The sequence below is a fragment of the Vagococcus fluvialis genome, from assembly GCF_003337315.1.
GTDB classification, from domain to species: domain Bacteria; phylum Bacillota; class Bacilli; order Lactobacillales; family Vagococcaceae; genus Vagococcus; species Vagococcus fluvialis.
The window spans coordinates 215,668-237,918 of sequence record NZ_QPJV01000002.1; the positions used below are offsets into that span (position 1 = coordinate 215,668).

The window sequence follows — 22,251 nt, forward strand, 5'->3', positions numbered from 1 at the left end:
GTTAAAATTCAAAAACTCCAATAATAAAAAATTATTAAGTAATAATAGAAAGATGACAACGTCCAGTAGAAAATTAGTATGTTGAAGAATAAGGAATTATTAAGAAACTTTCTCAAATAGTAGCCATAACTTAAATAAACCCTGCTAAGGATTTTCTTGGCAGGGTTTTTGGCAGGGAACCATATTAAATTAAGTCATTTTTGTCCGTTTTACATGTCCATAAATGCTGTTAAATAGGTATTCCCCATTCATATTATGTTAGCTCTTTATTCCCACTCTACTGTTGCAGGTGGCTTACTCGTAATGTCATACACAATTCTATTAACGTGTGCCACTTCATTCACGATACGAACTGAGATTTTTTGCAATAAGTCCCAATCAATACGAGCAAAGTCAGCAGTCATTCCATCAATAGATGTAATGGCACGGATACCAACTGTGTAGTCATAAGTACGACCGTCTCCCATAACACCAACTGAACGGATACCAGGAAGTACTGTAAAGTATTGCCAGATATCGCGGTCAAGACCAGCGTTAGCAATTTCTTCACGTAAAATCGCGTCACTTTCGCGAACGATTTCTAATTTTTCTTCTGTAATTTCACCAAGAACACGGATACCTAATCCAGGACCTGGGAATGGTTGACGCCATACTAATGATTCTGGCATTCCAAGTTCAATACCTAAAGCACGAACTTCATCTTTAAATAAAGTATTTAATGGTTCGATTAATTCAAATTCCATATCATCTGGTAATCCACCAACGTTGTGATGTGATTTAATCACTTCAGCAGTATCAGTACCACTTTCGATAACGTCTGTGTATAGAGTTCCTTGAGCTAAGAAGTCAATTCCTTCTAATTTAGCCGCTTCATCATCGAATAAGTAAATAAATTCATTACCGATAATTTTACGTTTTTGTTCTGGATCAGACACACCAGCTAATTTATCTAAGAAACGTTTCTTAGCATTTACGCGGATGATGTTTAAGCCAAATTTACCAGATAGGCTATCCATAACTTGATCGCCTTCATCTTTACGTAATAAACCATGGTCTACAAAGATACATGTTAATTGGTCACCGATTGCTTTTTGTAAAAGAACCCCAACGACACTTGAATCCACTCCACCAGAAAGAGCAAGTAACACTTTTTTGTCTCCAACTTGTTCGCGGATTTTATTAATTTCTACATCAATGAAGTTTTCCATTGACCAATCACCTTTGGCACCACAAATATCAAATGCAAAATGGCGTAAAACATCATTTCCATGCTCAGAATGACGTACTTCTGGATGGAATTGAACAGCGTAAAGGCCTTTTTCACGGTTTTCCATAGCAGAAATTGGGCAGTTAGCACTTGTTGCCACTACTTCAAATCCTTCAGGTACTTCAGTCACTAAATCACCATGACTCATCCATACTTGATGATGTTCAGGTAATCCTTTAAATAATTGTGTAGATGAATCAGTAACATCCAACATTGCTTTTCCGTATTCAGGAGCCCCAGCACTTTTAACAACCCCACCTAATTTGTGAGTCATTAATTGCATACCGTAGCAGATACCTAAAATAGGAATACCTAATTCATAAATTTCAGGGTCAATTGAGAAACTTTCTTCGTCATATACACTATTTGGTCCACCGGAGAAAATAATTCCTTTTGGTGCTATTTCTTTGATTTCTTCCACAGTGATTTTGTGGCTCATTAACTCAGAGAATACTCCAAATTCTCTAATGCGGCGTGTAATTAATTGATTGTATTGGCTACCATAATCCAAAACAATGATTTTTTCCATGTCTTTAAAATCTGACGTGTTTGTCACTTGCTTCACCCTATCTTTCTTTTTTTGTGTTACTAGAATTTCCTTAAAGAGATTTCGTCGATCATGTGATTAACGGTTTTATGTAAAACAACATCAGCTCGATTTTTTGTTGGTAAGATAAATTCAGTTAGATTTTGTAAATTAACATCTTTCCAAACTTGTCTTGCAAATTGAAGAGCTTCTTCTCTAGATCCATTCGCATATTCATAATAATAATTAGTTTTGTCATCTTTTGCAAGGTCTAATAACGCTTCGAAGCGTTCTAAATACCAAGATTCGATTAATTCTGGCTCAGCATCTACAAAAACAGAGAAATCAAAGAAGTCACTGACATAGATTTGCTGATTAGCAGGTAATTGTAAAACGTTGATTCCTTCTACAATTAAAATGTCTGGTTGTGTAATTTCTTCAAACTCACCAGGAATAATATCGTAGATTTCATGAGAATATTTTGGAATCTGTAAGTTGTCCTTGCCATTTTTAACAGCATTTAGAAAATCTAGTAATAACTCCATGTCATAACTTTCAGGAAAGCCTTTTTTATCTAAGATACCGCGTTTTTCAAGTTCAGCTGTTGGGTATAAAAAGCCATCAGTTGTAATGAGTTGAACATTGCGACGTTTAAAGGTTCTTGAGAGCATCATTTGTAGTAGACGTGAAGTTGTACTTTTTCCAACTGCAACACTTCCAGCAACACCAATAATAAAAGGCGCTGGAGGAACAAATTCTTGCATGAACATTCCTTTACTTAAATGTAGCGACTCATATTCTTTCATATATATATGGATTAAATGAGTCAATGGGATATAAATATCCTGTACATCTTGTAAAGAAATACGGTCATTGAAACTTTTTATTTGTTGTAACTCCGTATCAGTCAATGGGGCAATACCGTTTCGATAAAAACTTTGCCACTCATCACGAGTTAAATGATAGTAGTTTGTTTTTTCACTCATAGTTAGACTCCTAAATAAGATTCCTGTTTTATGCTACTATAAGTCTGTGGTAAGAGAGTAGACGTGACAAGAATCATTTCTTTTTGATTGATTTTTTGGGTTGTGATAAACATGTTTACAACTCCTTAATTCATGCTATGATGTTAAAGTCCTAATGATTATATCATAAAGAAGTGTCTAGGTTAAAATAAGAGGTGTTAATCATGAAGAAAATCATTTTATTTGGAGATAGTATTACAGCAGGCTATGAAGATGGTGTAACAGATTTTCGTTTAAATGAGGAAATCGAAGCTATTTTTACAGATGTCGAGGTTATTAATGCTGGAATTCCAGGAGACACAAGTCAAGGTGCTTTAAAACGAGTTAAAAATCATGTATTAAAATATGAACCTGATATTGTGACAGTCTTTTTTGGTGCTAATGATGCTTCTAAAATCTCAGGTTTAGATATTAATTCTTATCAAGAAAATATTTTATCTTTAGTAAGATTAATTGGATCAGAAAAAGTGATTTTAATTGGTGTTCCTTATGCTAATCAAAAGTACTATAAAGAAGAACGCCCCATGTCTCACTTAGAGAGTTTTAACGAAGTAGTGAAAGAAATCGCTCAAAGACAGAAAATTAATTATATAAATTTATTAGCAGAAATGAGAAAAGAAGAACCACTTGAGTTATTACAAGATGATGGTCTACATTTTTCTAGAAAAGGATATCAACTTTTAGGGAAATTAATCAATAACGAATTAAGAAAGAAGGAAGTTAAATGAGTAATCACTATTATACAAACCAACCAGACGTCGCTCATAACCGAAAACAATGGGAATTTCCATTAAGAGGTAAAAATTTTAAATTTATTACAGATACAAATGTTTTTTCAAAAGGAACGGTCGATTTTGGTTCTCGTGTCTTAATTGATGCCTTTGATGATAGTCATCTACCAGAAGGGTCGATTTTAGATGTTGGCTGTGGTTATGGACCAATGGGATTGTCTTTAGCCCATAGCACAGGACGTTTCGTTGAGATGGTTGATGTAAATGAGCGTGCTGTAGAGTTAACAAAAGAAAATGCGGCTTTAAATGGAATCAGTCATATAAAAGCGTATCCTTCCTATATATATGATGTTGTTGAAGCTAATGATTTTGCAGCAGTCATTAGTAATCCGCCAATTAGAGCAGGTAAAAAGGTAGTTCATGAGATTATTTCTGGCTCATACGATAAATTAGTTAAAGGTGGAACCTTGACTATTGTCATTCAGAAGAAGCAAGGAGCTCCAAGTGCCCAGAAAAAAATGGAAGAAGTTTTTGGTAATGCAGAAATTGTGGCAAAAGAAAAAGGCTATTTCATAATTGTAAGTGAAAAATAATAAAAACCTAACACTGAAAAAATGAGTGTTAGGTTTTTATTTATAGAATATGTTATTTTATAAGCTTGATTAAGGTGTATAGAAGAAGTGATACAATATTGTGTTTTTTTAGTAGATTTATTAGAAAATGGCTATGTGAAAATAATATTTTTCTGTTGGAATTGTAATCGTTATCTTTTAACAAAGTCACTTGATTGATAATGGGTTGAGATGATTATTATACTTGCTCGAAAAATAACAACTATTATAAAAACGTTCAAATAAGGAAGTTAAACATAAAAAATTAATTTACACTAAAAAAGAGGATGGAAAATGAAACTGTGAAATACCTTGTAATGTAAACGATTAAGGTTGAGAAAAAAATCGAGTGTCAGATTTTACTTATCTATAAGAAAATAGTGATAACTTTTTTTAATAAGATACTATATAATAATTTATGCAGTTCCGTTTTAGTGTTTTGTACCTTTACTATTTGTTTTCTTCTTAGTTAATAAGAAGATTTTCTGTTAATTTATTTCATTTTATAAAAAGGTTTAATTTTAGAGAATTTATTTTATTGATATGGGGAATCATTAGGGGACAATAAAATAGGTGGATACCTTTATTTTTTATAAATTAATTTCTTAATAGAATTTTCCAATTTAAATGACCTGTTTAGCAGGTGATTGGTGATAGATAATTAGTTAGTGCAAAGCGGGAACTTATAGTCCTGCTATTTTTTAAGTAAGGTTTTAAAATAGCGGCCACGTTAAAATGTTTATTGAAGCGAGGGCAAGGATTAATGGGGAGGAAAGCCAGATGGGGATCTGGCTTTTTTTGTTGTTGACAAAAGATGCTAAAGGCGATAAAATGATTAGTTGCAGAAGGTTTTATTTTTACAAATAAAAAGCGGTGTGAAATATTGTCCATACCCCTTTATTATAGGAAAACAAAGATAGATCGACCATATTTTATGCGTTCAATGTCTATTTTTGGTTTTTTTTTACTTAAAAACCTTATGTTACATCACTTGTAACATAAGTTTAACATTTGTAACATAAAACTATTTTTGAAGCAAACTCAGAAGGGGTGACTTAATTTGGTTGGACACGTTGTCAAATACGGAAAACACCGAGAAAGACGCAGTTATTCAAAGATTAGTGAAGTATTGGAACTGCCAAATTTAATTGAAATTCAAACAGATTCTTACAAATGGTTCTTAGATGAAGGTTTAAGAGAAATGTTTGAAGATATTATGCCAATTACAGATTTTAGTGACAAGTTATCATTAGAATTTGTAGATTACGAAATGAAAGAACCTAAGTACACAGTAGAAGAAGCTCGTGCACATGACGCTAACTATTCAGCGCCAATCCATGTAACATTAAGACTAGACAACCAAGTAACTGGTGAAATCAAATCTCAAGAGGTATTCTTTGGAGATTTCCCATTAATGACTGAAATGGGTACATTCATCATCAATGGTGCAGAACGCGTTGTCGTATCACAGTTAGTTAGATCACCTGGTGTTTACTTTAATGGTAAAACTGAGAAAAATGGTCAACAAGGATTTGGTACAACAGTTATCCCTAACCGCGGGGCATGGTTAGAGTTAGAAACAGATGCTAAAAACTTATCTTACGCTCGTATCGACCGTACAAGAAAAATTCCATTTACAGTAGTGGTTCGTGCTTTAGGGTTTGGATCAGATTCTACTATTATGGAAATCTTCGGTGAGAGTGAAAGTTTACAAGCTACTATTGAAAAAGATATTCATAAAAACTCAGGAGATTCTCGTACAGAAGAAGCTCTTAAAGATGTTTATGAAAGATTACGTCCAGGTGAGCCAAAAACAGCTGAAAGTTCAAGAAACTTATTAAACTCTCGTTTCTTCGATCCAAAACGCTATGATTTAGCTGCTGTAGGTCGTTACAAATTAAACAAAAAATTAAACTTAAAAACACGTTTATTAAACCAAACATTAGCTGAAACTTTAGTGGATCCTGAAACAGGAGAAATTGTTGCTGAAAAAGGAACTGTTATCTCTCGTCAAGTAATGGATACATTGGAAGAACATTTAGACAATGGTATTAATAGTGTTACTTACTATCCAAGTGAAGACGGTGTTGTAACTGAACCAATGACAGTTCAAGTTATTAAAGTTTTATCTCCCAAAGACCCAGAGCGCGTTGTTAACGTAATCGGTAACGGAAACTTAGAAGATAAAGTTAAAACAGTTCGTCCTGCTGATATTATTGCAACAATGAGTTACTTCTTAAACTTACAAGAAGACATTGGTAATGTTGATGATATTGACCATTTAGGTAACCGTCGTATTCGTTCAGTTGGTGAGTTATTACAAAACCAATTCCGTATCGGTTTATCTCGTATGGAACGTGTGGTACGTGAGAGAATGTCTATCCAAGACACTGAAACATTGACTCCTCAACAATTGATTAATATCAGACCTGTTGTCGCTTCAATGAAAGAATTCTTTGGTTCTTCTCAGTTATCTCAGTTCATGGACCAAACAAACCCATTAAGTGAGTTAACTCATAAACGTCGTCTATCTGCCTTAGGGCCTGGTGGTTTAACACGTGACCGTGCCGGATATGAAGTACGTGACGTTCACTACTCTCACTACGGTCGTATGTGTCCGATTGAAACACCTGAGGGACCGAATATCGGTCTTATCAACAGTTTATCAAGTTACGCTAAAGTAAATAAATATGGATTTATCGAAACACCTTACCGTCGTGTAGACCGCGCTAATGGTAAAGTTACTGAGCATATTGATTATTTAACAGCTGACGAGGAAGACCACTACATGGTAGCTCAAGCGAACTCTCCATTAAATGAAGACGGAAGCTTTGCTGAAGAATTAGTAATGGCTCGTATCCAAAGTGAAAACTTAGAAGTTTCAATTGAAAAAGTTGACTACATGGACGTTTCTCCAAAACAAGTAGTTGCGGTAGCGACAGCATGTATTCCTTTCTTAGAAAACGATGACTCTAACCGTGCACTTATGGGAGCGAACATGCAACGTCAGGCTGTTCCATTAATTCAACCACGTTCTCCAATTGTTGGTACTGGTATGGAATATAAAGCTGCTCATGACTCAGGTGCAGCTCTTTTATGTAAACACGATGGTGTTGTTGAATATGTAGATGCTAAAGAAATCCGTGTTCGTCGTAATAACGGTGCTTTAGATAAATATAATGTGATTAAGTTCCACCGTTCAAATGCTGGTACAAGTTACAACCAACGCCCAATTGTTTCTTTAGGCGAAATCGTTGAAGCTGGAGATACTTTAGCAGATGGTTCTTCTATGGAACAAGGTGAAATGGCTTTAGGACAAAACGTTTTAGTAGCATTCATGACATGGGAAGGTTACAACTATGAGGATGCGATTATTATGAGTCGTCGTCTTGTTAAAGACGATGTTTATACATCTATTCATATTGAAGAATATGAATCAGAAGCTCGTGATACAAAACTTGGACCTGAAGAAATTACTCGTGAGTTACCAAACGTCGGAGACGACGCTCTTAAAGACTTAGACGAAATGGGTATTATCCGTATCGGTGCTGAAGTTAAAGATGGTGATTTATTAGTAGGTAAAGTAACGCCTAAAGGAGTTACTGAATTATCAGCTGAAGAGCGTTTATTACACGCTATCTTTGGTGAAAAAGCTCGTGAAGTTCGTGATACTTCATTACGTGTACCACATGGTGGTGGCGGTATTGTTCATGATGTTAAAATCTTTACTCGTGAAGCAGGAGACGAGTTAGCACCTGGTGTTAATATGTTAGTCCGTGTTTATATCGTTCAAAAACGTAAAATCAACGAAGGTGACAAGATGGCCGGTCGTCATGGTAATAAAGGGGTAGTTTCTCGTATTATGCCAGAAGAAGATATGCCGTTTCTTCCAGATGGAACACCTGTTGATATCATGTTAAACCCTCTTGGGGTACCTTCTCGTATGAATATCGGGCAAGTACTTGAGTTACACTTAGGTATGGCTGCTCGTTCATTAGGTATTCATGTAGCAACTCCGGTATTTGATGGAGCTGACGAGGACGATGTATGGGCTACTGTAGCAGAAGCAGACTTAGCTCGTGATGCTAAAACTATCCTTTATGATGGACGTACTGGTGAACCATTTGATAACCGTATTTCTGTTGGGGTTATGTACATGCTGAAACTTGCTCACATGGTTGATGACAAGCTACATGCTAGATCAATTGGACCATACTCATTAGTAACGCAACAACCACTTGGAGGTAAAGCTCAATTTGGTGGACAACGTTTTGGTGAGATGGAAGTTTGGGCTCTTGAAGCTTACGGAGCTGCTTACACATTACAAGAAATCTTAACTTACAAGTCAGATGACGTTGTAGGTCGTGTGAAAACATATGAATCAATTGTTAAAGGTGAACCTATTCAAAAACCTGGTGTACCAGAATCATTCCGAGTTCTTGTAAAAGAATTACAAGCTTTAGGATTAGATATGCGTGTATTAGATGCAGACGATCAAGAGCTTGAATTACGTGACATGGATGACGAAGATGATGATTTAATCACAGTGGATGCTTTAGCTAAATATGCTAAAGAGCAAGCTGAAAAAGAGAAATTAGAACAATCATTAAAAGATGCACAAGAAGGCAAGGAATAGATAAGACTTGACCAATAGTTATTTCTGATAGATAAAGAAACGGAGGGACATCTTTTGATCGATGTAAATAAATTCGAAAGCATGCAAATCGGCTTAGCTTCTTCTGAAAAAATAAGAAGCTGGTCATACGGTGAAGTAAAAAAACCTGAAACAATTAATTACCGTACTTTAAAACCAGAACGTGATGGTCTTTTCTGTGAACGCATTTTCGGTCCTACTAAGGACTGGGAATGTGCTTGTGGAAAATATAAACGTATTCGTTATAAGGGAATCGTTTGTGACCGTTGTGGAGTTGAGGTGACACGTTCTAAAGTTCGTCGTGAACGTATGGCTCATATTGAGTTAGCAGCACCAGTAACACACATTTGGTACTTCAAAGGAATTCCAAGTCGTATGGGTCTTGTACTTGATATGAGTCCTCGTGCCTTGGAAGAAATCATCTACTTTGCATCATATGTAGTAACAGATGCAGGAGATACTTCTTTAGAAGTGAAACAATTATTAACAGAGCGCGAATACCGCGAAAAACGTCAACAATATGGACAAGGTTTCCAAGCTGGAATGGGTGCTGAAGCAATCAAACGCCTACTGGAAAATGTTGATGCTGAAAAAGAAGTTGTTGAATTAAAAGAAGAATTAAAAACAGCACAAGGTCAAAAAAGAACTCGTGCAATCCGTCGTCTAGATATTTTAGAAGCATTTAGAACTTCTGGAAATGAACCTAACTGGATGGTAATGGACGTTGTGCCAATTATTCCTCCAGATTTACGTCCAATGGTTCAATTAGAGGGTGGACGTTTTGCAACAAGTGATTTAAATGACTTATACCGTCGTGTTATTAACCGTAATAACCGTCTAAAACGTTTATTAGACCTTAATGCACCTGGTATCATCGTTCAAAATGAGAAACGTATGTTACAAGAAGCTGTAGATGCTTTGATTGATAATGGTCGTCGTGGTCGTCCAGTTACTGGACCAGGTAACCGCCCACTTAAATCTCTATCTCATATGCTTAAAGGTAAACAAGGACGTTTCCGTCAAAACTTACTTGGAAAACGTGTTGACTATTCAGGTCGTTCGGTAATCGTTGTTGGGCCATTCCTAAAAATGTACCAATGTGGTTTACCAAAAGAAATGGCTATTGAATTATTCAAACCATTTGTGATGCATGAATTAGTTAAACGTGAAATTGCAAGTAACATTAAAAATGCTAAGCGCCAAATTGAGCGTCAAGAAGATGCTGTTTGGGACGTATTAGAAGATGTTATTAAAGAACATCCAGTATTACTTAACCGAGCACCTACATTACATAGACTTGGTATCCAAGCTTTCGAGCCTGTTTTAGTTGAAGGTCGCGCAATTCGTCTTCACCCATTAGTATGTGAGGCTTATAATGCCGACTTTGATGGGGACCAAATGGCGGTTCACGTTCCTTTAAGCGAAGAAGCACAAGCAGAAGCACGTCTTTTAATGTTAGCTGCACAAAATATCCTTAACCCTAAAGATGGTAAACCTGTTGTTACACCATCTCAAGATATGGTTCTTGGTAACTACTATTTAACAATGGAAGAGCCAGGACAAATCGGTGAAGGTATGGTATTTAGAAACTTAGACGAAGTTGTCTTAGCATGGAGAAATGGTTACGTACATTTACATTCTCGTATTGGTTTACAAACAAGCTCAATGCCTGAAAAACCATTTACTGAATGGCAACGTGATCGTATCTTAATTACAACTGCTGGTAAAGTTATCTTTAATGAAATTATGCCACCAGAATTCCCTTACTTAAATGAGCCAACTGACTACAACTTAACAGTTCAAACTCCTGATAAGTATTTTGTAGAAGCTGGAACTGATATTCCTGCCCACATTGCTGAGCAAGAAAAAATCGGACCATTCAAGAAGAAAAACTTAGGTAACATCATTGCTGAGGTCTTCAAACGCTTCAAGATTACTGAAACATCAAAAATGTTAGATAGAATGAAAGACTTAGGTTACAAACATTCTACTTACGCTGGTATGACAGTAGGGATTGCGGATATCGTTGTCTTACATGAAAAACAAGGCATGATTGAAGAAGCTCATAAACAAGTAGATGCTGTTACTAAACAATTCCGTCGTGGTTTAATCACTGATGACGAGCGTTATGAGCGCGTTATTGGTATTTGGAATGCAACAAAAGATGCTATCCAAATTAAACTGATGGAAAGTTTAGATGACCGTAACCCAATCTTTATGATGTCTGACTCTGGTGCCCGTGGTAACATTTCCAACTTTACTCAGCTTGCTGGTATGCGTGGACTTATGGCCGCACCTAATGGACGTATCATGGAGTTACCGATTGTATCTAACTTCCGTGAAGGATTAACAGTCTTAGAAATGTTTATCTCAACTCACGGTGCTCGTAAAGGTATGACGGATACGGCCCTTAAAACTGCCGATTCAGGTTACTTAACTCGTCGTTTAGTAGACGTTGCCCAAGATGTTATCATTCGTGAAACAGATTGTGGAACTGATCGTGGTTTAGATATTAAAGCAATCAGAGAAGGTAATGAAATCATTGAAACTCTTGAAGAGCGTATGTTAGGTCGTTACACACGTAAGTCTGTAATTAACCCTGAAACAGGTGCTAAAATCATTGGTGCCAATGAAATTATTACTGAAGATATTGTTAAAGAAATTACTGACGCTGGAATCGAAGAAATTTCAATCCGCTCAGTATACACATGTAATACAAAACACGGTGTATGTAAACACTGTTACGGACGTAACTTAGCTACAGGTTCTGAAGTAGAAGTTGGGGAAGCAGTTGGTACAATTGCCGCTCAATCTATCGGTGAGCCTGGTACTCAGTTAACAATGCGTACCTTCCATACGGGTGGGGTTGCTGGTGATGATATCACTCAAGGTTTACCTCGTATCCAAGAGATCTTTGAAGCACGTAATCCTAAAGGGGTTGCTGTTGTTTCTGAAGTTGCTGGAGAAGTTATTGAAATTTCTGAAGATGCAGCTGATCGTACGAAAGAAGTTATCGTTAAAGGAACTACAGATACAAGAACTTACAGCGTCCCTTATACATCACGTATGAAAGTTGCTGAAGGTGACATTATCGAACGTGGTACTCCGTTAACAGAAGGTTCTATTGAGCCAAAACAATTATTAACAATTACAGATGTGTTAACTGTTGAAAACTACTTACTTAAAGAGGTACAAAAAGTTTACCGTATGCAAGGGGTAGAAATCGGAGATAAACATATCGAAGTTATGGTTCGTCAAATGTTACGTAAAGTCCGTGTGATGGATCCAGGTGATTCAGATATCTTACCAGGTACTTTACTTGATATTAGTGAATTCAAAGAGCGTAACTACAATACATTAGTAGCCGGTGGAACACCTGCGACAGGTCGCCCAGTGTTACTAGGTATTACGAAAGCCTCTCTTGAAACAAATAGTTTCTTATCTGCAGCTTCATTCCAGGAAACAACTCGTGTGTTAACTGATGCAGCGATTCGTGGTAAGAAAGACCACTTACTTGGACTTAAAGAAAATGTTATTATCGGTAAGATTATTCCTGCCGGTACTGGTATGCCAAAATACCGTAACATGGAACCAAAAGAAGTGGGCGTTGCTAGTGAAAATGTTTATAGTATCAGTGACATTGAAGCACAAATGGCAGCAGCTGACGCATTAAAAGCAAAAGACTAAACTAGTTTAATTACTAGTTAAATTAAAGACCTGAAATGTAAGTAATGATACTTATGTTTCAGGCCTTTTTTATTAAAAAAATAAACTTGTTATGATTAAAGAAAAAGTTAAAAAAGGAACAAATGGAAGTTTTTTTAAAGGTTGTGCATAAATACTGTTAATAAGTAATAAAAAGATGATTCCTGTAGCTGATGCTAGTAGTAAAAGATAAAGTAGTTGTTCAAAAGAAATAAAATAAGCGTAAATTATTAACAACTTGATATCTCCACCACCAATAGTTTGTGGATAAAAATAAGTTAAACAAAAGAAAAAGAGAATTAGACTCATAGGAAGTAACAACTTATTAACAGAAAAAGGAAAAGTCTGTTGATAGCTTAAAAATGCGAATAAAGAAAATGGGTATAAAATTTTTGGTTCGACGGTTAGATAAAGTAAGTCAGTTATACTGAGTAAAAGGCTCATTAACCACAGCAAAAGTAAATAAGAATCTCTTGGTAAGACTAAAAAATGAAACATCATACACCTCCTTTTATATAAAATTAGTAAAAGGGAGGTTTTTCTATAAATAATCATCTTTTTTTCACTATTTTGTGATATAGTGTATTTGAATTTATTTGAGGGGATTTTAAAATGAAGAAAAAAATATATATCATCGTTAGTGCTGTTTTGTTAGTAATAACTTTAACAGGCTGTTTTAAAAAGAATATGGAAGCAGATGAGGTAGGCTCTCTTTTTGTGGAGCATTTTATTTTTCAGAAAAAAGAAGCTGAATTTAAAGAAAATTTTGTGGATGGAGAGTTATTAAGTAAGCAGTTATTACTGATGACAAGCACTTTTGAGGATACTTTTTCTAATGTGTTTGATTCTGTTGCGACTAATTTTTCACCTGAGGAGAAGAATCAGTTATCAACAGGTTTGATGAAGAGTGTGAGAGAACATAGTCATTACAAAGTTAAGACAGAAAAAATAGATAAAAATAGAATTCAAGTTGCCTATACGATACATGGTTTAGATTATTCTGATTTAGTGGAAAAAACCTTAGAAAGTATTTTTAAAGAACTGATGAAAAATCCAGAGTATTCTGATGAAAGTGGTAAAAAGGGGTTGCTTCAAGCTTTTGATCAGAGTTTAGAAAGTGCCAAACCTGTGGAAAAATCAGTTGAAGTCTCTTTAGTTTTTGAGAAAAATAAGAAAAAGTGGGAATTATCTAAAAATCAAGATAACGAGTTAGAAGAGCTGCTGTTTTCTTTTATATCAGGGACAAATGATAAAGTTCAATATGAAAAAGACATGAATCAGATGTTAGAAAGAGCGATTAAAAATGCTTCAAATTCGTTATAAAAAACAATTGTAAGGATAAAAACTTACAATTGTTTTTTTGTTTGCTTGACAACGCTTTCTGCACATGCTAATATCTAGGTACATAAAACACGCGGAGTGTAACTGATACGATCAGGCACCACCAAGTCTTTAGTAGTCGATGGAACTGCTTTAGTTTGGTGTTTTTTTGTTTCAAACGGGGAGTGATGATGTGTATTCTACAGTAAAATCGCTAAATAACAACTTAGTACTGGCTCATGATGAAAAACAAGAAGAGTATGTTTTGTTTGGAAAAGGGATAGGCTTTAAAAAGAAACCTGGGGATCCAATCGAAGAGTTATTAATTACTAAAATCTTTCATGGGAAAGATTACCAAAACATCTCTGAACTGATGGAGAGTATTTCGCCAGATGTTCTTTCAGTAACTGAATTTATTGTCGATGCTGGTGAAACGTATTTAGGGAAAAAATTAAATACTAGTCTATTAATATCGCTAGCAGATCATATTCAAAGTGCTATTAATCGTCAGAAAGATGGTATCGAGTTTGGAGATAGTTCCCTCCAATGGGAGATTCCTTTTCTATACGTAAAAGAATCTAAAATTGGGAAAAAAGCATTAGCTATTATTTCTGAAAAATTAGGTGTCGATTTACCTGAAATGGAAGCTGCTTTTATTGCTCTACATTTTGTTAATGCGCAAGATGGCTTAGAGTCAATGGATGAAACCATGTTAATTACGGAAATTACAAAGAGTATTGTTAAAACCATTCAAGCCCTATTTGAAGTATCACTGAATAAGGAAAGTATGAATTACTCAAGATTTGTGACTCATATTCGTTACTTTATGAATCGTCAAATTCATAAAGAGGAAATGACATCAAATGCTAACGATAATTTATATCAAATTATTCAAGATCAGTATCCAAAAAGTTATGCCTGTGGTTTGATGATCAGAGAGATGTTAAAAAGAGAATATAATTTAGATGTGAGTGATGATGAGATGATTTATTTAATCATTCATATTGAAAGAGTTGTATCCGAAACTAAATAACTAATAGGTGTGTAACTATTTTGGCATTAACCTAAACAAATTTTTAAAAGAGCTTTTTGTGAGCTTTTTTAGGAAATTTGTTTAGGTTTTTTCTTTACTCAAATAAAAATTAGGAGTGAATCAAAATGAGTCATCGAGAGTTAGCAGAAAAAATTATTGAAAAAATTGGTGGTACAAGCAATATTAATCAAAGTTGGCACTGTATTACCCGCTTACGTTTTAATGTAAAAGATAAAGATAAAGTCAAATTAGATGAAATTAAAGCTTTAGATGGAGTGATGGGGGCACAGTTTCAAAGTGGACAATTCCAAGTGATTATTGGTAGTGCCGTTGTTAAAGTTTATCAAGAAATTAGTGATTTAACAGATGGGAAATTAAGTAGCAGTGAAACAGGTTCAGGAAATAATGCCAAAGGATTAGATTATATATTTGATATTATTTCAGGTATTTTTACTCCGATTTTAGCAGCTATTACTGGTAGTGGCCTACTTAAAGGAATTATGGCCATTTTAGTTTTCTTTAATGTTTTATCTGGTGATAGTTCTACTTATATTGTTTTAAATGCGATTGCTGATGCGACATTCCACTTTTTACCATTCTTGGTGGCATTCTCGGCAGCTAATAAATTTAAAACTAATACTTCGATTGCAGTAGCTTTAGCTGGAGTTTTAATGTATCCAACATTCATGGCTAATGCGGCAGCTGGTGAAATCACAAGCCTTAAGTTTATTGGGATTTCAATTCCGATGAATAGCTATGCTTCATCAGTTATTCCAATTATTTTAGCTGTCTTTTTATTAAGTTATGTTGAAAGGTATGCTAAAAAAATTGTACCAGATGCACTAACAATTATCTTTGTGCCACTGATTAGTTTGCTAGTAACAGCACCAATTATGTTGGCTTTTATCGCACCTCTTGGGAACATGTTAGGTATCTATTTAGAACAATTCTTTACGATGTTGTTTAACTTTGCAGGACCTTTTGCAGGTGCACTAATGGGCGGCTTAATGCCACTAATTGTTATTACAGGTATGCATTATGCCTTTTTCCCAGGAACTTTTGCAAGTTTGGACAAGTTTGGTTACGATATTATGCTGTTACCAATGAATTTAGTAGCAAATCTTTCTCAAGCTGGAGCAACTTTAGCAGTTTTCTTTAAAACAAAAGACAAAAAAATGAAACAAGTAGCTTTCTCAGCAGTTATTCCAGCTATTTTTGGTATTACTGAACCTGCCATTTACGGGGTAACAATGAAACTGAAAAAACCGTTTTACGCAAGTATGATTGGTGGCGCAGTAGGTGGTGCGATTTTTGGAACCTTTGCCGTTAAGTCATTTAGTTTTGCAGTACCAGGTATTTTAGCGATTCCAACTTATATTGAAAAAGGATCAAATAACTTCCTCTTTGCTATTGTAGGTGTGCTATCAAGTTTTGCAGTGGCCTTTATCGCAACATTTTTATTGAAATTTGATATAGGTGATAAAGAAACTGAAGTAACAGAAGAAGTAAAAACAATCATTGAAAAAGATGAAGTTAGTAAAATTTTAGCGCCTATGACTGGTGTGGTTAAGAACTTAAAAGATTGTTCAGATGAAACATTCTCATCAGGAATTGTTGGTAAAGGGATTGGTGTAATTCCAGAAACTGGTCAAGTAGTTGCTCCTTTTAAAGGTGTTGTGACTATGACAACACCAACTAATCATGCCATTGGCGTAACATCAGAAACTGGTACTGAAATCTTGATTCATATTGGGCTTGATACAGTTAGTTTAAATGGTGAAGGATTTGAAAGATTGGTCAACGAGGGTGACAGTATTGAGGTAGGTACACCACTTTTAAATTTTGATCTAGAGTTAATTAAATCAAAAGGATTAGATTTATTTTCACCGGTGATTGTAACTAATACACCTATTTATTTAGATGTGGTTTCTTCTGTTAAGCCGGATGAAAAAATGACTGCTAGTCAGGAAGAAATATTAATTGTTGTTAACTAATAGAGTTAAAAAATAAATTAACTAAAATTATAGGAGGAATTATCAATGAAAGAATTACAAACAGGTTTTCCAAAAGGATTTTTATGGGGTGGGGCAACTGCTGCTAACCAAATTGAAGGCGCATATAACGAAGGTGGCAAGGGGATGTCAACATCAGACTATGCAGCTTACAAAGATCCTTATGCAACAGGAAAAGTTGATAACTTTACTTTTAACGTCACATCAAAAGAATTAGCCGAATACAAAGAAAATGAAGCCAATTATTTATTCCCTAAACGTTGGGGAATTGATTTTTATCATCGTTACAAAGAGGATATCGCTTTATTTGCAGAGATGGGATTCAAAACATTCCGTTTATCAATTTCATGGGTAAGAATTTTCCCAACTGGTTTAGAAAGTGAGCCAAATGAAGAAGGGTTAGCATTTTACGATAAAGTGTTTGATGAATGTGCTAAATATGGTATCGAACCATTAGTAACAATGTCTCACTATGAAATGCCAATTGCTTTAACTGAAAAATACAATGGTTGGGCAAGTCGTGAATTAATTCCTTTATTTGAAAAATATGCACGTGTTTTATTTAATCGTTACAAATCAAAAGTAAAATACTGGATTACGTTTAACGAAATGAACATGAACTTAAATAGCCTTTATACAGGTGCTGGTATTTTAGAAGATTTAATCGACCCTGATAAAAAATTAGAAGTGACTTATCAAGCAAGTCATCACCAATTTTTAGCTAGTGCCTTAGCTGTTAAAGCAGCACGTGAAATTATGCCAGAAGCTAAGATTGGTTGTATGATTAACCAAATTGAGTCTTATGCTCTAACAACAAAACCAGAAGATCAATTACAAGCCTTAAAATCAAATCAATTAAACATGTTCTATCCTGATGTTCAAGCGCGTGGAGAGTACCCAAGTTACATGGCTCGCTATTTTGCTGACAATGACATCCATGTTGTCATGGAAGCAGGAGACGCAGAGATTCTTAAAGAAGGAAAAGTAGACTACGTAGCAATTAGTTATTACATGTCACACGTAACTGAGGCTCGTGAAGACGCATCTAAGTTAGCTGGTTCATTTGATAGCCCAATTAAAAATGAGCATTTAGAGTTATCTCAATGGGATTGGCCAATTGACCCAATTGGACTACGTATTTCATTAATGAAATTATATGACCGTTATGAGTTACCGTTATTTGTTTGTGAGAATGGGCTTGGTGCAAAAGATGAGTTAACAGATGATGGTAAAGTTCATGATGATTACCGTATTGACTACATTAGAAAACACGTTGAACAAATGAAAGAAGCAATTGAAGATGGTGTTGATTTAATGGGTTACACAACTTGGGGCTGTATTGATTTAATCAGTTGTGGAACATCTCAAATGTCTAAACGTTACGGATTTATCTATGTTGACCAAGATGATGAAGGAAATGGTCCTTTAACTCGTTACCGTAAAGACTCATTTGACTGGTACAAAGAAGTTATCGCAACAAATGGCGAAACTCTTTAATTAAGTAAAGTTAGATAAATAAGGAACTGTGGGAGTATGGCAAAATAAGTCATACTCCTTTAACCATTTCAATAGTTCTTTAATTTTTATTTTAAGCTATAATAAATAGGAGTCTTTGAAAAATGAAGGGATGTAACTAAATGCAAACAATAGCTTTTTTTGATGTAGATGGAACACTTTGTAATAGTAGTGGTGAAGTATTAGCTTCTAGTCGTGAGGCGATAAATAAATTTAGAGCAGAGGGGAATTTAGCTTATATTTGTACTGGACGTTCTAAACCTGAAATTTTAGATGATATCTTAAGTGTTGGTTTTGACGGTGTAATTGGTGCTGGTGGTGGTTATATTGTTGTTAATGATGAAGTTGTTAGCCATAAAACCATGCCAAAGGATCATGTATTAGAGATTATTGAATTTTTTAAAGCTAATGATATTGGGTACTATTTAGAGTCTAATGATGGTCTATTTGGTAGTGAAAATTGTGTGAGAAAAATTCAAGAAGAAGTACGTGCTATTACAGATAGAGATGGCACTTCTTATGATGAAATCAATGAAAAGATGCAGTGGTTCTTTGAGTTAACTGGTCAGTATGATTCAAAAGATGTCGATCATGCTAATGTGAATAAGATTTCTTTTATTAATAATATCTTACCCTTTAAAGAAATTGATGAAAAATACGGTGAGTTATTCCATATGTATCACTCTACTGTTTATTTATTTGGACCTGAAAGTGGTGAGATTGCTGTTAAGGGTGTGAATAAGAAAAATGCAGTGGAATTTGTTCTAGAACACTTAGGTTTAGAGAAAGAACAAGCCATTGCTTTTGGTGACGGGGATAATGATTTATCTATGTTTGAAGCAGTGGGCTATAAAATCGCTATGGCAAATGGAACAGATAATTTAAAACAAGTGGCCAGTGAAGTGACTCTAGATGCGGATGAAAATGGGATTGAAGTTAGTCTAACTAATAAAAATTGGCTAAAATAAAAAGAGGTTGTGACGGAAGTTATTTCTGTCACAACCTTTTATTAATTTTCAGTATCTATGGTCTTTTCTTTTTTGCTAAGGAAGTAATAATAACCACTGTAGGTGATAATACCAAATCCGAATAAAAGAAGACCGATTAAAAAGCCAGGTGGTAGGAATGATAAGGTGATTTCATGATCACCTTTTGGTACATCAAAAGTTAAAAAGGCACCTTGAAAATTTTTTGTTTTAACTTTTTTACCATCAATTTTAACTGTCCAGCCTTTGTCATAAGGAATAGTTGTCATCATTACTTGATCTTCAAGTAATGAAACTGATATTTTAGCCTTACGTTTATTAACTTTAAATTCAACACCGTGAGGCGCTATCTCAGTCATAGCTTGTTGATATTTATTCGTATCCATTAAAACAACAGGTGGATCGACTAATTCAACTTCCTTAGTGCCGTATAAATCTAAAGTAAAACGTAGAGAAGTATCCTTTTCAAAGTAACCCAAGTTGTAATACTGACCAGTGATATTGATTTGAGATTTATAACTTGTTCCTTGAGAAAGTATAGTTGCTGTTGAACTTTCTAATTGACCAAAGTTTGCTGGAAAGAGACTTAAGTATGCTTGATTACCAGCAGGAACAAAAATATCATAAGTAATTGATTTAGCAATATTAGGTTTTTGTTCTTTATAAAGAACATGGTTATTATCTTTTGGAATAATATCTGTGTTATTTGATTCAACAACAGTTGGCTTTTTAAACGTAAAATAATCTTCATCTAAATTAGCTAATTGGTTGATTAGTAGCTCTTGAGCACCTAAGTTATCAGCTTTAGGGAATTTTATGTCATAAAGAGAACTATCAGTTAAAATACCTAAAGGTAGAGCATTCTTATTTTCATACAGTTGGTACTTACCTGATTTAGTGGTTGAAGTAAAACCGTACTTGTTTAATTCTTGGTCGCTAATATTATGTTTAATTCCAAATAAGCTGTCCATGAATAAGGTGTTATTTTGGTAACGAATATTGAGAGCTGTTCCTCTTGATCTAAACCCTAAATCATTTAAAAAGCTTGATGAGTGACGATTTCTAATAGAGGAGAACATACTCACACCACTATAACCATAGTTAAAACTATCATTAGATGAAATCGGTGCAAGGGACTCTAGACGGTAAAATGAATCTTTATTTGTTTTATCAGCAGTATCAACTAATTTTTTGTAGGTTGGATAGGGTTTAGAATACAGACTTCTTGAAGCGTAATTCCAATCATCTAAAATACCATTAATCATGTATGAGGTATTTAGAAAAGCTTCCCCGGAAGCCATTACTAAAAGTAAAATAGCTAGTTTTTTAGTAGATATTTTCTTTAACTGGAAGAAAATTATTGCTGTTAAATAGAGTAAGATAAACAAAATCGTAATTAAGACATGAACAGGTGTCGCAAACTCATAGCTATCTTTTGGAGAAGTGAATTTAGCGATAACAAAAATAATTGGTAGCACTAAAGCAATTCCTACAAAGTAACCACGGTCTTGTTTAGAGAATACTTCAAGACCATATCCTGCTAACATCACCACTAAAAAGGAGAATAAGAAACTAAATCTAAATAAAAACATATTTGGTGCATGGAAACCATGCCAGAATAGATTTAAAGGTTCTAAGTAAAAGCTAGCAATTAAAAGTGAAAAAAGTGCACCATAGCTAATTTTTTCTTTAAGATTAATTTTATTAGAAACAAAATAATAAATACAAAATAACAAAGGTAGTATTCCGACATAAATAAAGGGAATAGAACCATATTTAGTTGTATCAAAAACACCTATCATATTCTTAATAACTATATCCCAAAAAGCGGTAGCTTCTGTTTTTAACTTACTCATTTCAGTTAAGGTTTCACCGTTTGTAGATAAGTCCAAAACAGCTGGTAAAATCATAACCATAGAACTAATTCCTGCTAAAAAGGACGTCAGAAAGTAGGGAAGAATTCTTTTTTTATTGGCTTTAAAATCACTTATTAAACGAATGAAAAAACAAGCAACTGTGAAAACACCAATCATAAATCCAAAATAAAAATTGGAAATAAATAACAGTAAATAACTAATAAATAATAGTTTAGATTTTCCTTTTTCTAAGACACGGTTAATCCCTAGAATAATTAGCGGTAGGTAAATAAAAACATCTAACCACATAATTAGCTCTGAGTGAGCTGTAATAAAGGACATTAAAGAATAAGAAATACTTAATGTCACAACTGACCAAGGCGAAATTTTGTAAGTTTCCTTGCCATAATACCAAAATGCCCAACCGGCACAACCGATTTTTAGCATAGTTAATAAATACAGAGCATCAGGAATATTTTGATTTTTAAATAAAAAGACAAGAGGTGTGAAAATACCACCTAAGTAATAAGAAATTAGTGACCAGTAATTAAGTCCAAGAGAAGCGTTCCAAGTATAAAAAATACTTTGTTTTCCGTGAAGGACATTATTAAAACTAGCGTGAAAATTTGAAAATTGAGAGAAGGCATCACTAGCTAACACACTTCGGTCACTTCCCCAGTAAATGCCAATACTCAGATAGGCAATAAACATAATGAGAAAAGGGATTGAAAAGGCTGCGAATCCGTATTTTCCTTCTTGTTTAAAGTATTGTTTGAATCGTGAAAAGTTCAATTGTATGGTCCTCCAGTAATAAATAAATTGATTCTTTTATTCTAACATAAAATAAATCAGAGGAAATGAAAATGAGGAAAGGTCATTTAAAAATTACATTTGTAATAATTATGTACGATTGATTTAATTTAAAAAGGAGAGGTTGTGACAGAAGTGTTCAGCTTCAAGAAATAAGAAGAAGTTACTTCTTTAACACCGTTTAGTTCAGAAAAAAATGA

At 34.4% G+C, this 22,251-nt stretch carries 13 protein-coding genes; 9 read left to right on the top strand and 4 right to left on the bottom strand.

What is annotated here, in order from left to right; genetic code table 11:
• Positions 1-266: 266 nt before the first annotated feature.
• Together guaA and coaA are read right to left on the bottom strand one after the other, a co-directional pair.
• Complete coding sequence (guaA, locus tag DFR54_RS02840) at positions 267-1,796, bottom strand: glutamine-hydrolyzing GMP synthase (protein ID WP_170126911.1); 1,530 nt, start codon at positions 1,794-1,796, stop codon at positions 267-269.
• A gap of 59 nt (positions 1,797-1,855) precedes the next feature.
• The gene (gene coaA / locus DFR54_RS02845) at positions 1,856-2,779 is read right to left on the bottom strand and encodes a type I pantothenate kinase (protein ID WP_114288835.1); all 924 of its coding nucleotides are present in this window, start codon (positions 2,777-2,779) and stop codon (positions 1,856-1,858) included.
• A 203-nt stretch (positions 2,780-2,982) separates the two neighbouring features.
• Here coaA and DFR54_RS02850 point away from each other — a divergent pair, with 203 nt between their 5' ends.
• The 4 genes from DFR54_RS02850 (at position 2,983) to rpoC (ending at position 12,501) form a co-directional block, all read left to right on the top strand.
• A complete protein-coding gene (locus tag DFR54_RS02850) occupies positions 2,983-3,546 on the top strand; it encodes an SGNH/GDSL hydrolase family protein (protein ID WP_114288836.1) in 564 nt (187 codons plus the stop codon).
• Positions 3,543-4,142: a class I SAM-dependent methyltransferase gene (locus DFR54_RS02855; protein WP_114288837.1), complete on the top strand. Its 600-nt coding sequence runs from the start codon at positions 3,543-3,545 to the stop codon at positions 4,140-4,142. Before DFR54_RS02850 ends, DFR54_RS02855 begins: the two co-directional genes overlap by 4 nt.
• A gap of 1,078 nt (positions 4,143-5,220) precedes the next feature.
• On the top strand, positions 5,221-8,796 hold the full coding sequence (gene rpoB, locus DFR54_RS02860) for a DNA-directed RNA polymerase subunit beta (protein ID WP_114288838.1): 3,576 nt from the start codon (positions 5,221-5,223) through the stop codon (positions 8,794-8,796).
• A gap of 54 nt (positions 8,797-8,850) precedes the next feature.
• The gene (rpoC, locus tag DFR54_RS02865) at positions 8,851-12,501 is read left to right on the top strand and encodes a DNA-directed RNA polymerase subunit beta' (RefSeq protein WP_114288839.1); all 3,651 of its coding nucleotides are present in this window, start codon (positions 8,851-8,853) and stop codon (positions 12,499-12,501) included.
• A gap of 72 nt (positions 12,502-12,573) precedes the next feature.
• Here rpoC and DFR54_RS02870 read toward each other — a convergent pair whose 3' ends face one another.
• Positions 12,574-13,017, bottom strand: coding sequence for a prepilin peptidase (locus tag DFR54_RS02870; protein ID WP_170126905.1), 444 nt, complete (start codon positions 13,015-13,017; stop codon positions 12,574-12,576).
• A 114-nt stretch (positions 13,018-13,131) separates the two neighbouring features.
• Here DFR54_RS02870 and DFR54_RS02875 point away from each other — a divergent pair, with 114 nt between their 5' ends.
• From DFR54_RS02875 to DFR54_RS02895, 5 genes are all read left to right on the top strand, one after another.
• Positions 13,132-13,842, top strand: a complete 711-nt coding sequence (locus DFR54_RS02875) for a DUF5105 domain-containing protein (RefSeq protein WP_114288841.1) — start codon at positions 13,132-13,134, stop codon at positions 13,840-13,842.
• A 190-nt stretch (positions 13,843-14,032) separates the two neighbouring features.
• A complete protein-coding gene (locus tag DFR54_RS02880; protein WP_114288842.1) occupies positions 14,033-14,872 on the top strand; it encodes a PRD domain-containing protein in 840 nt (279 codons plus the stop codon).
• Between the two features lie 125 nt (positions 14,873-14,997).
• Entirely contained in the window at positions 14,998-16,866 is a 1,869-nt protein-coding gene (locus DFR54_RS02885; RefSeq protein ID WP_114288843.1) for a beta-glucoside-specific PTS transporter subunit IIABC, read from the top strand.
• Between the two features lie 45 nt (positions 16,867-16,911).
• Positions 16,912-18,381: a glycoside hydrolase family 1 protein gene (locus tag DFR54_RS02890; protein WP_114288844.1), complete on the top strand. Its 1,470-nt coding sequence runs from the start codon at positions 16,912-16,914 to the stop codon at positions 18,379-18,381.
• Positions 18,382-18,521: 140 nt separating this feature from the next.
• Positions 18,522-19,367, top strand: coding sequence for an HAD family hydrolase (locus DFR54_RS02895; RefSeq protein ID WP_114288845.1), 846 nt, complete (start codon positions 18,522-18,524; stop codon positions 19,365-19,367).
• 41 nt (positions 19,368-19,408) lie between these two features.
• Here the strand turns inward: DFR54_RS02895 and DFR54_RS02900 are convergent, their stop codons facing one another.
• A complete protein-coding gene (locus tag DFR54_RS02900; RefSeq protein ID WP_282957086.1) occupies positions 19,409-22,033 on the bottom strand; it encodes a YfhO family protein in 2,625 nt (874 codons plus the stop codon).
• Between the last annotated feature and the right edge of the window lie 218 nt (positions 22,034-22,251).

What these genes read in the sequence shown, in the direction of transcription:
- guaA (WP_170126911.1), bottom strand. Translation starts at nt 1,796, where the DNA reads ATGGAAAAAATCATTGTTTTGGATTATGGTAGCCAATACAATCAATTA.
- coaA (WP_114288835.1), bottom strand. Translation starts at nt 2,779, where the DNA reads ATGAGTGAAAAAACAAACTACTATCATTTAACTCGTGATGAGTGGCAA.
- DFR54_RS02850 (WP_114288836.1), top strand. Translation starts at nt 2,983, where the DNA reads ATGAAGAAAATCATTTTATTTGGAGATAGTATTACAGCAGGCTATGAA.
- DFR54_RS02855 (WP_114288837.1), top strand. Translation starts at nt 3,543, where the DNA reads ATGAGTAATCACTATTATACAAACCAACCAGACGTCGCTCATAACCGA.
- DFR54_RS02870 (WP_170126905.1), bottom strand. Translation starts at nt 13,017, where the DNA reads ATGTTTCATTTTTTAGTCTTACCAAGAGATTCTTATTTACTTTTGCTG.
- DFR54_RS02875 (WP_114288841.1), top strand. Translation starts at nt 13,132, where the DNA reads ATGAAGAAAAAAATATATATCATCGTTAGTGCTGTTTTGTTAGTAATA.
- DFR54_RS02885 (WP_114288843.1), top strand. Translation starts at nt 14,998, where the DNA reads ATGAGTCATCGAGAGTTAGCAGAAAAAATTATTGAAAAAATTGGTGGT.
- DFR54_RS02890 (WP_114288844.1), top strand. Translation starts at nt 16,912, where the DNA reads ATGAAAGAATTACAAACAGGTTTTCCAAAAGGATTTTTATGGGGTGGG.
- DFR54_RS02895 (WP_114288845.1), top strand. Translation starts at nt 18,522, where the DNA reads ATGCAAACAATAGCTTTTTTTGATGTAGATGGAACACTTTGTAATAGT.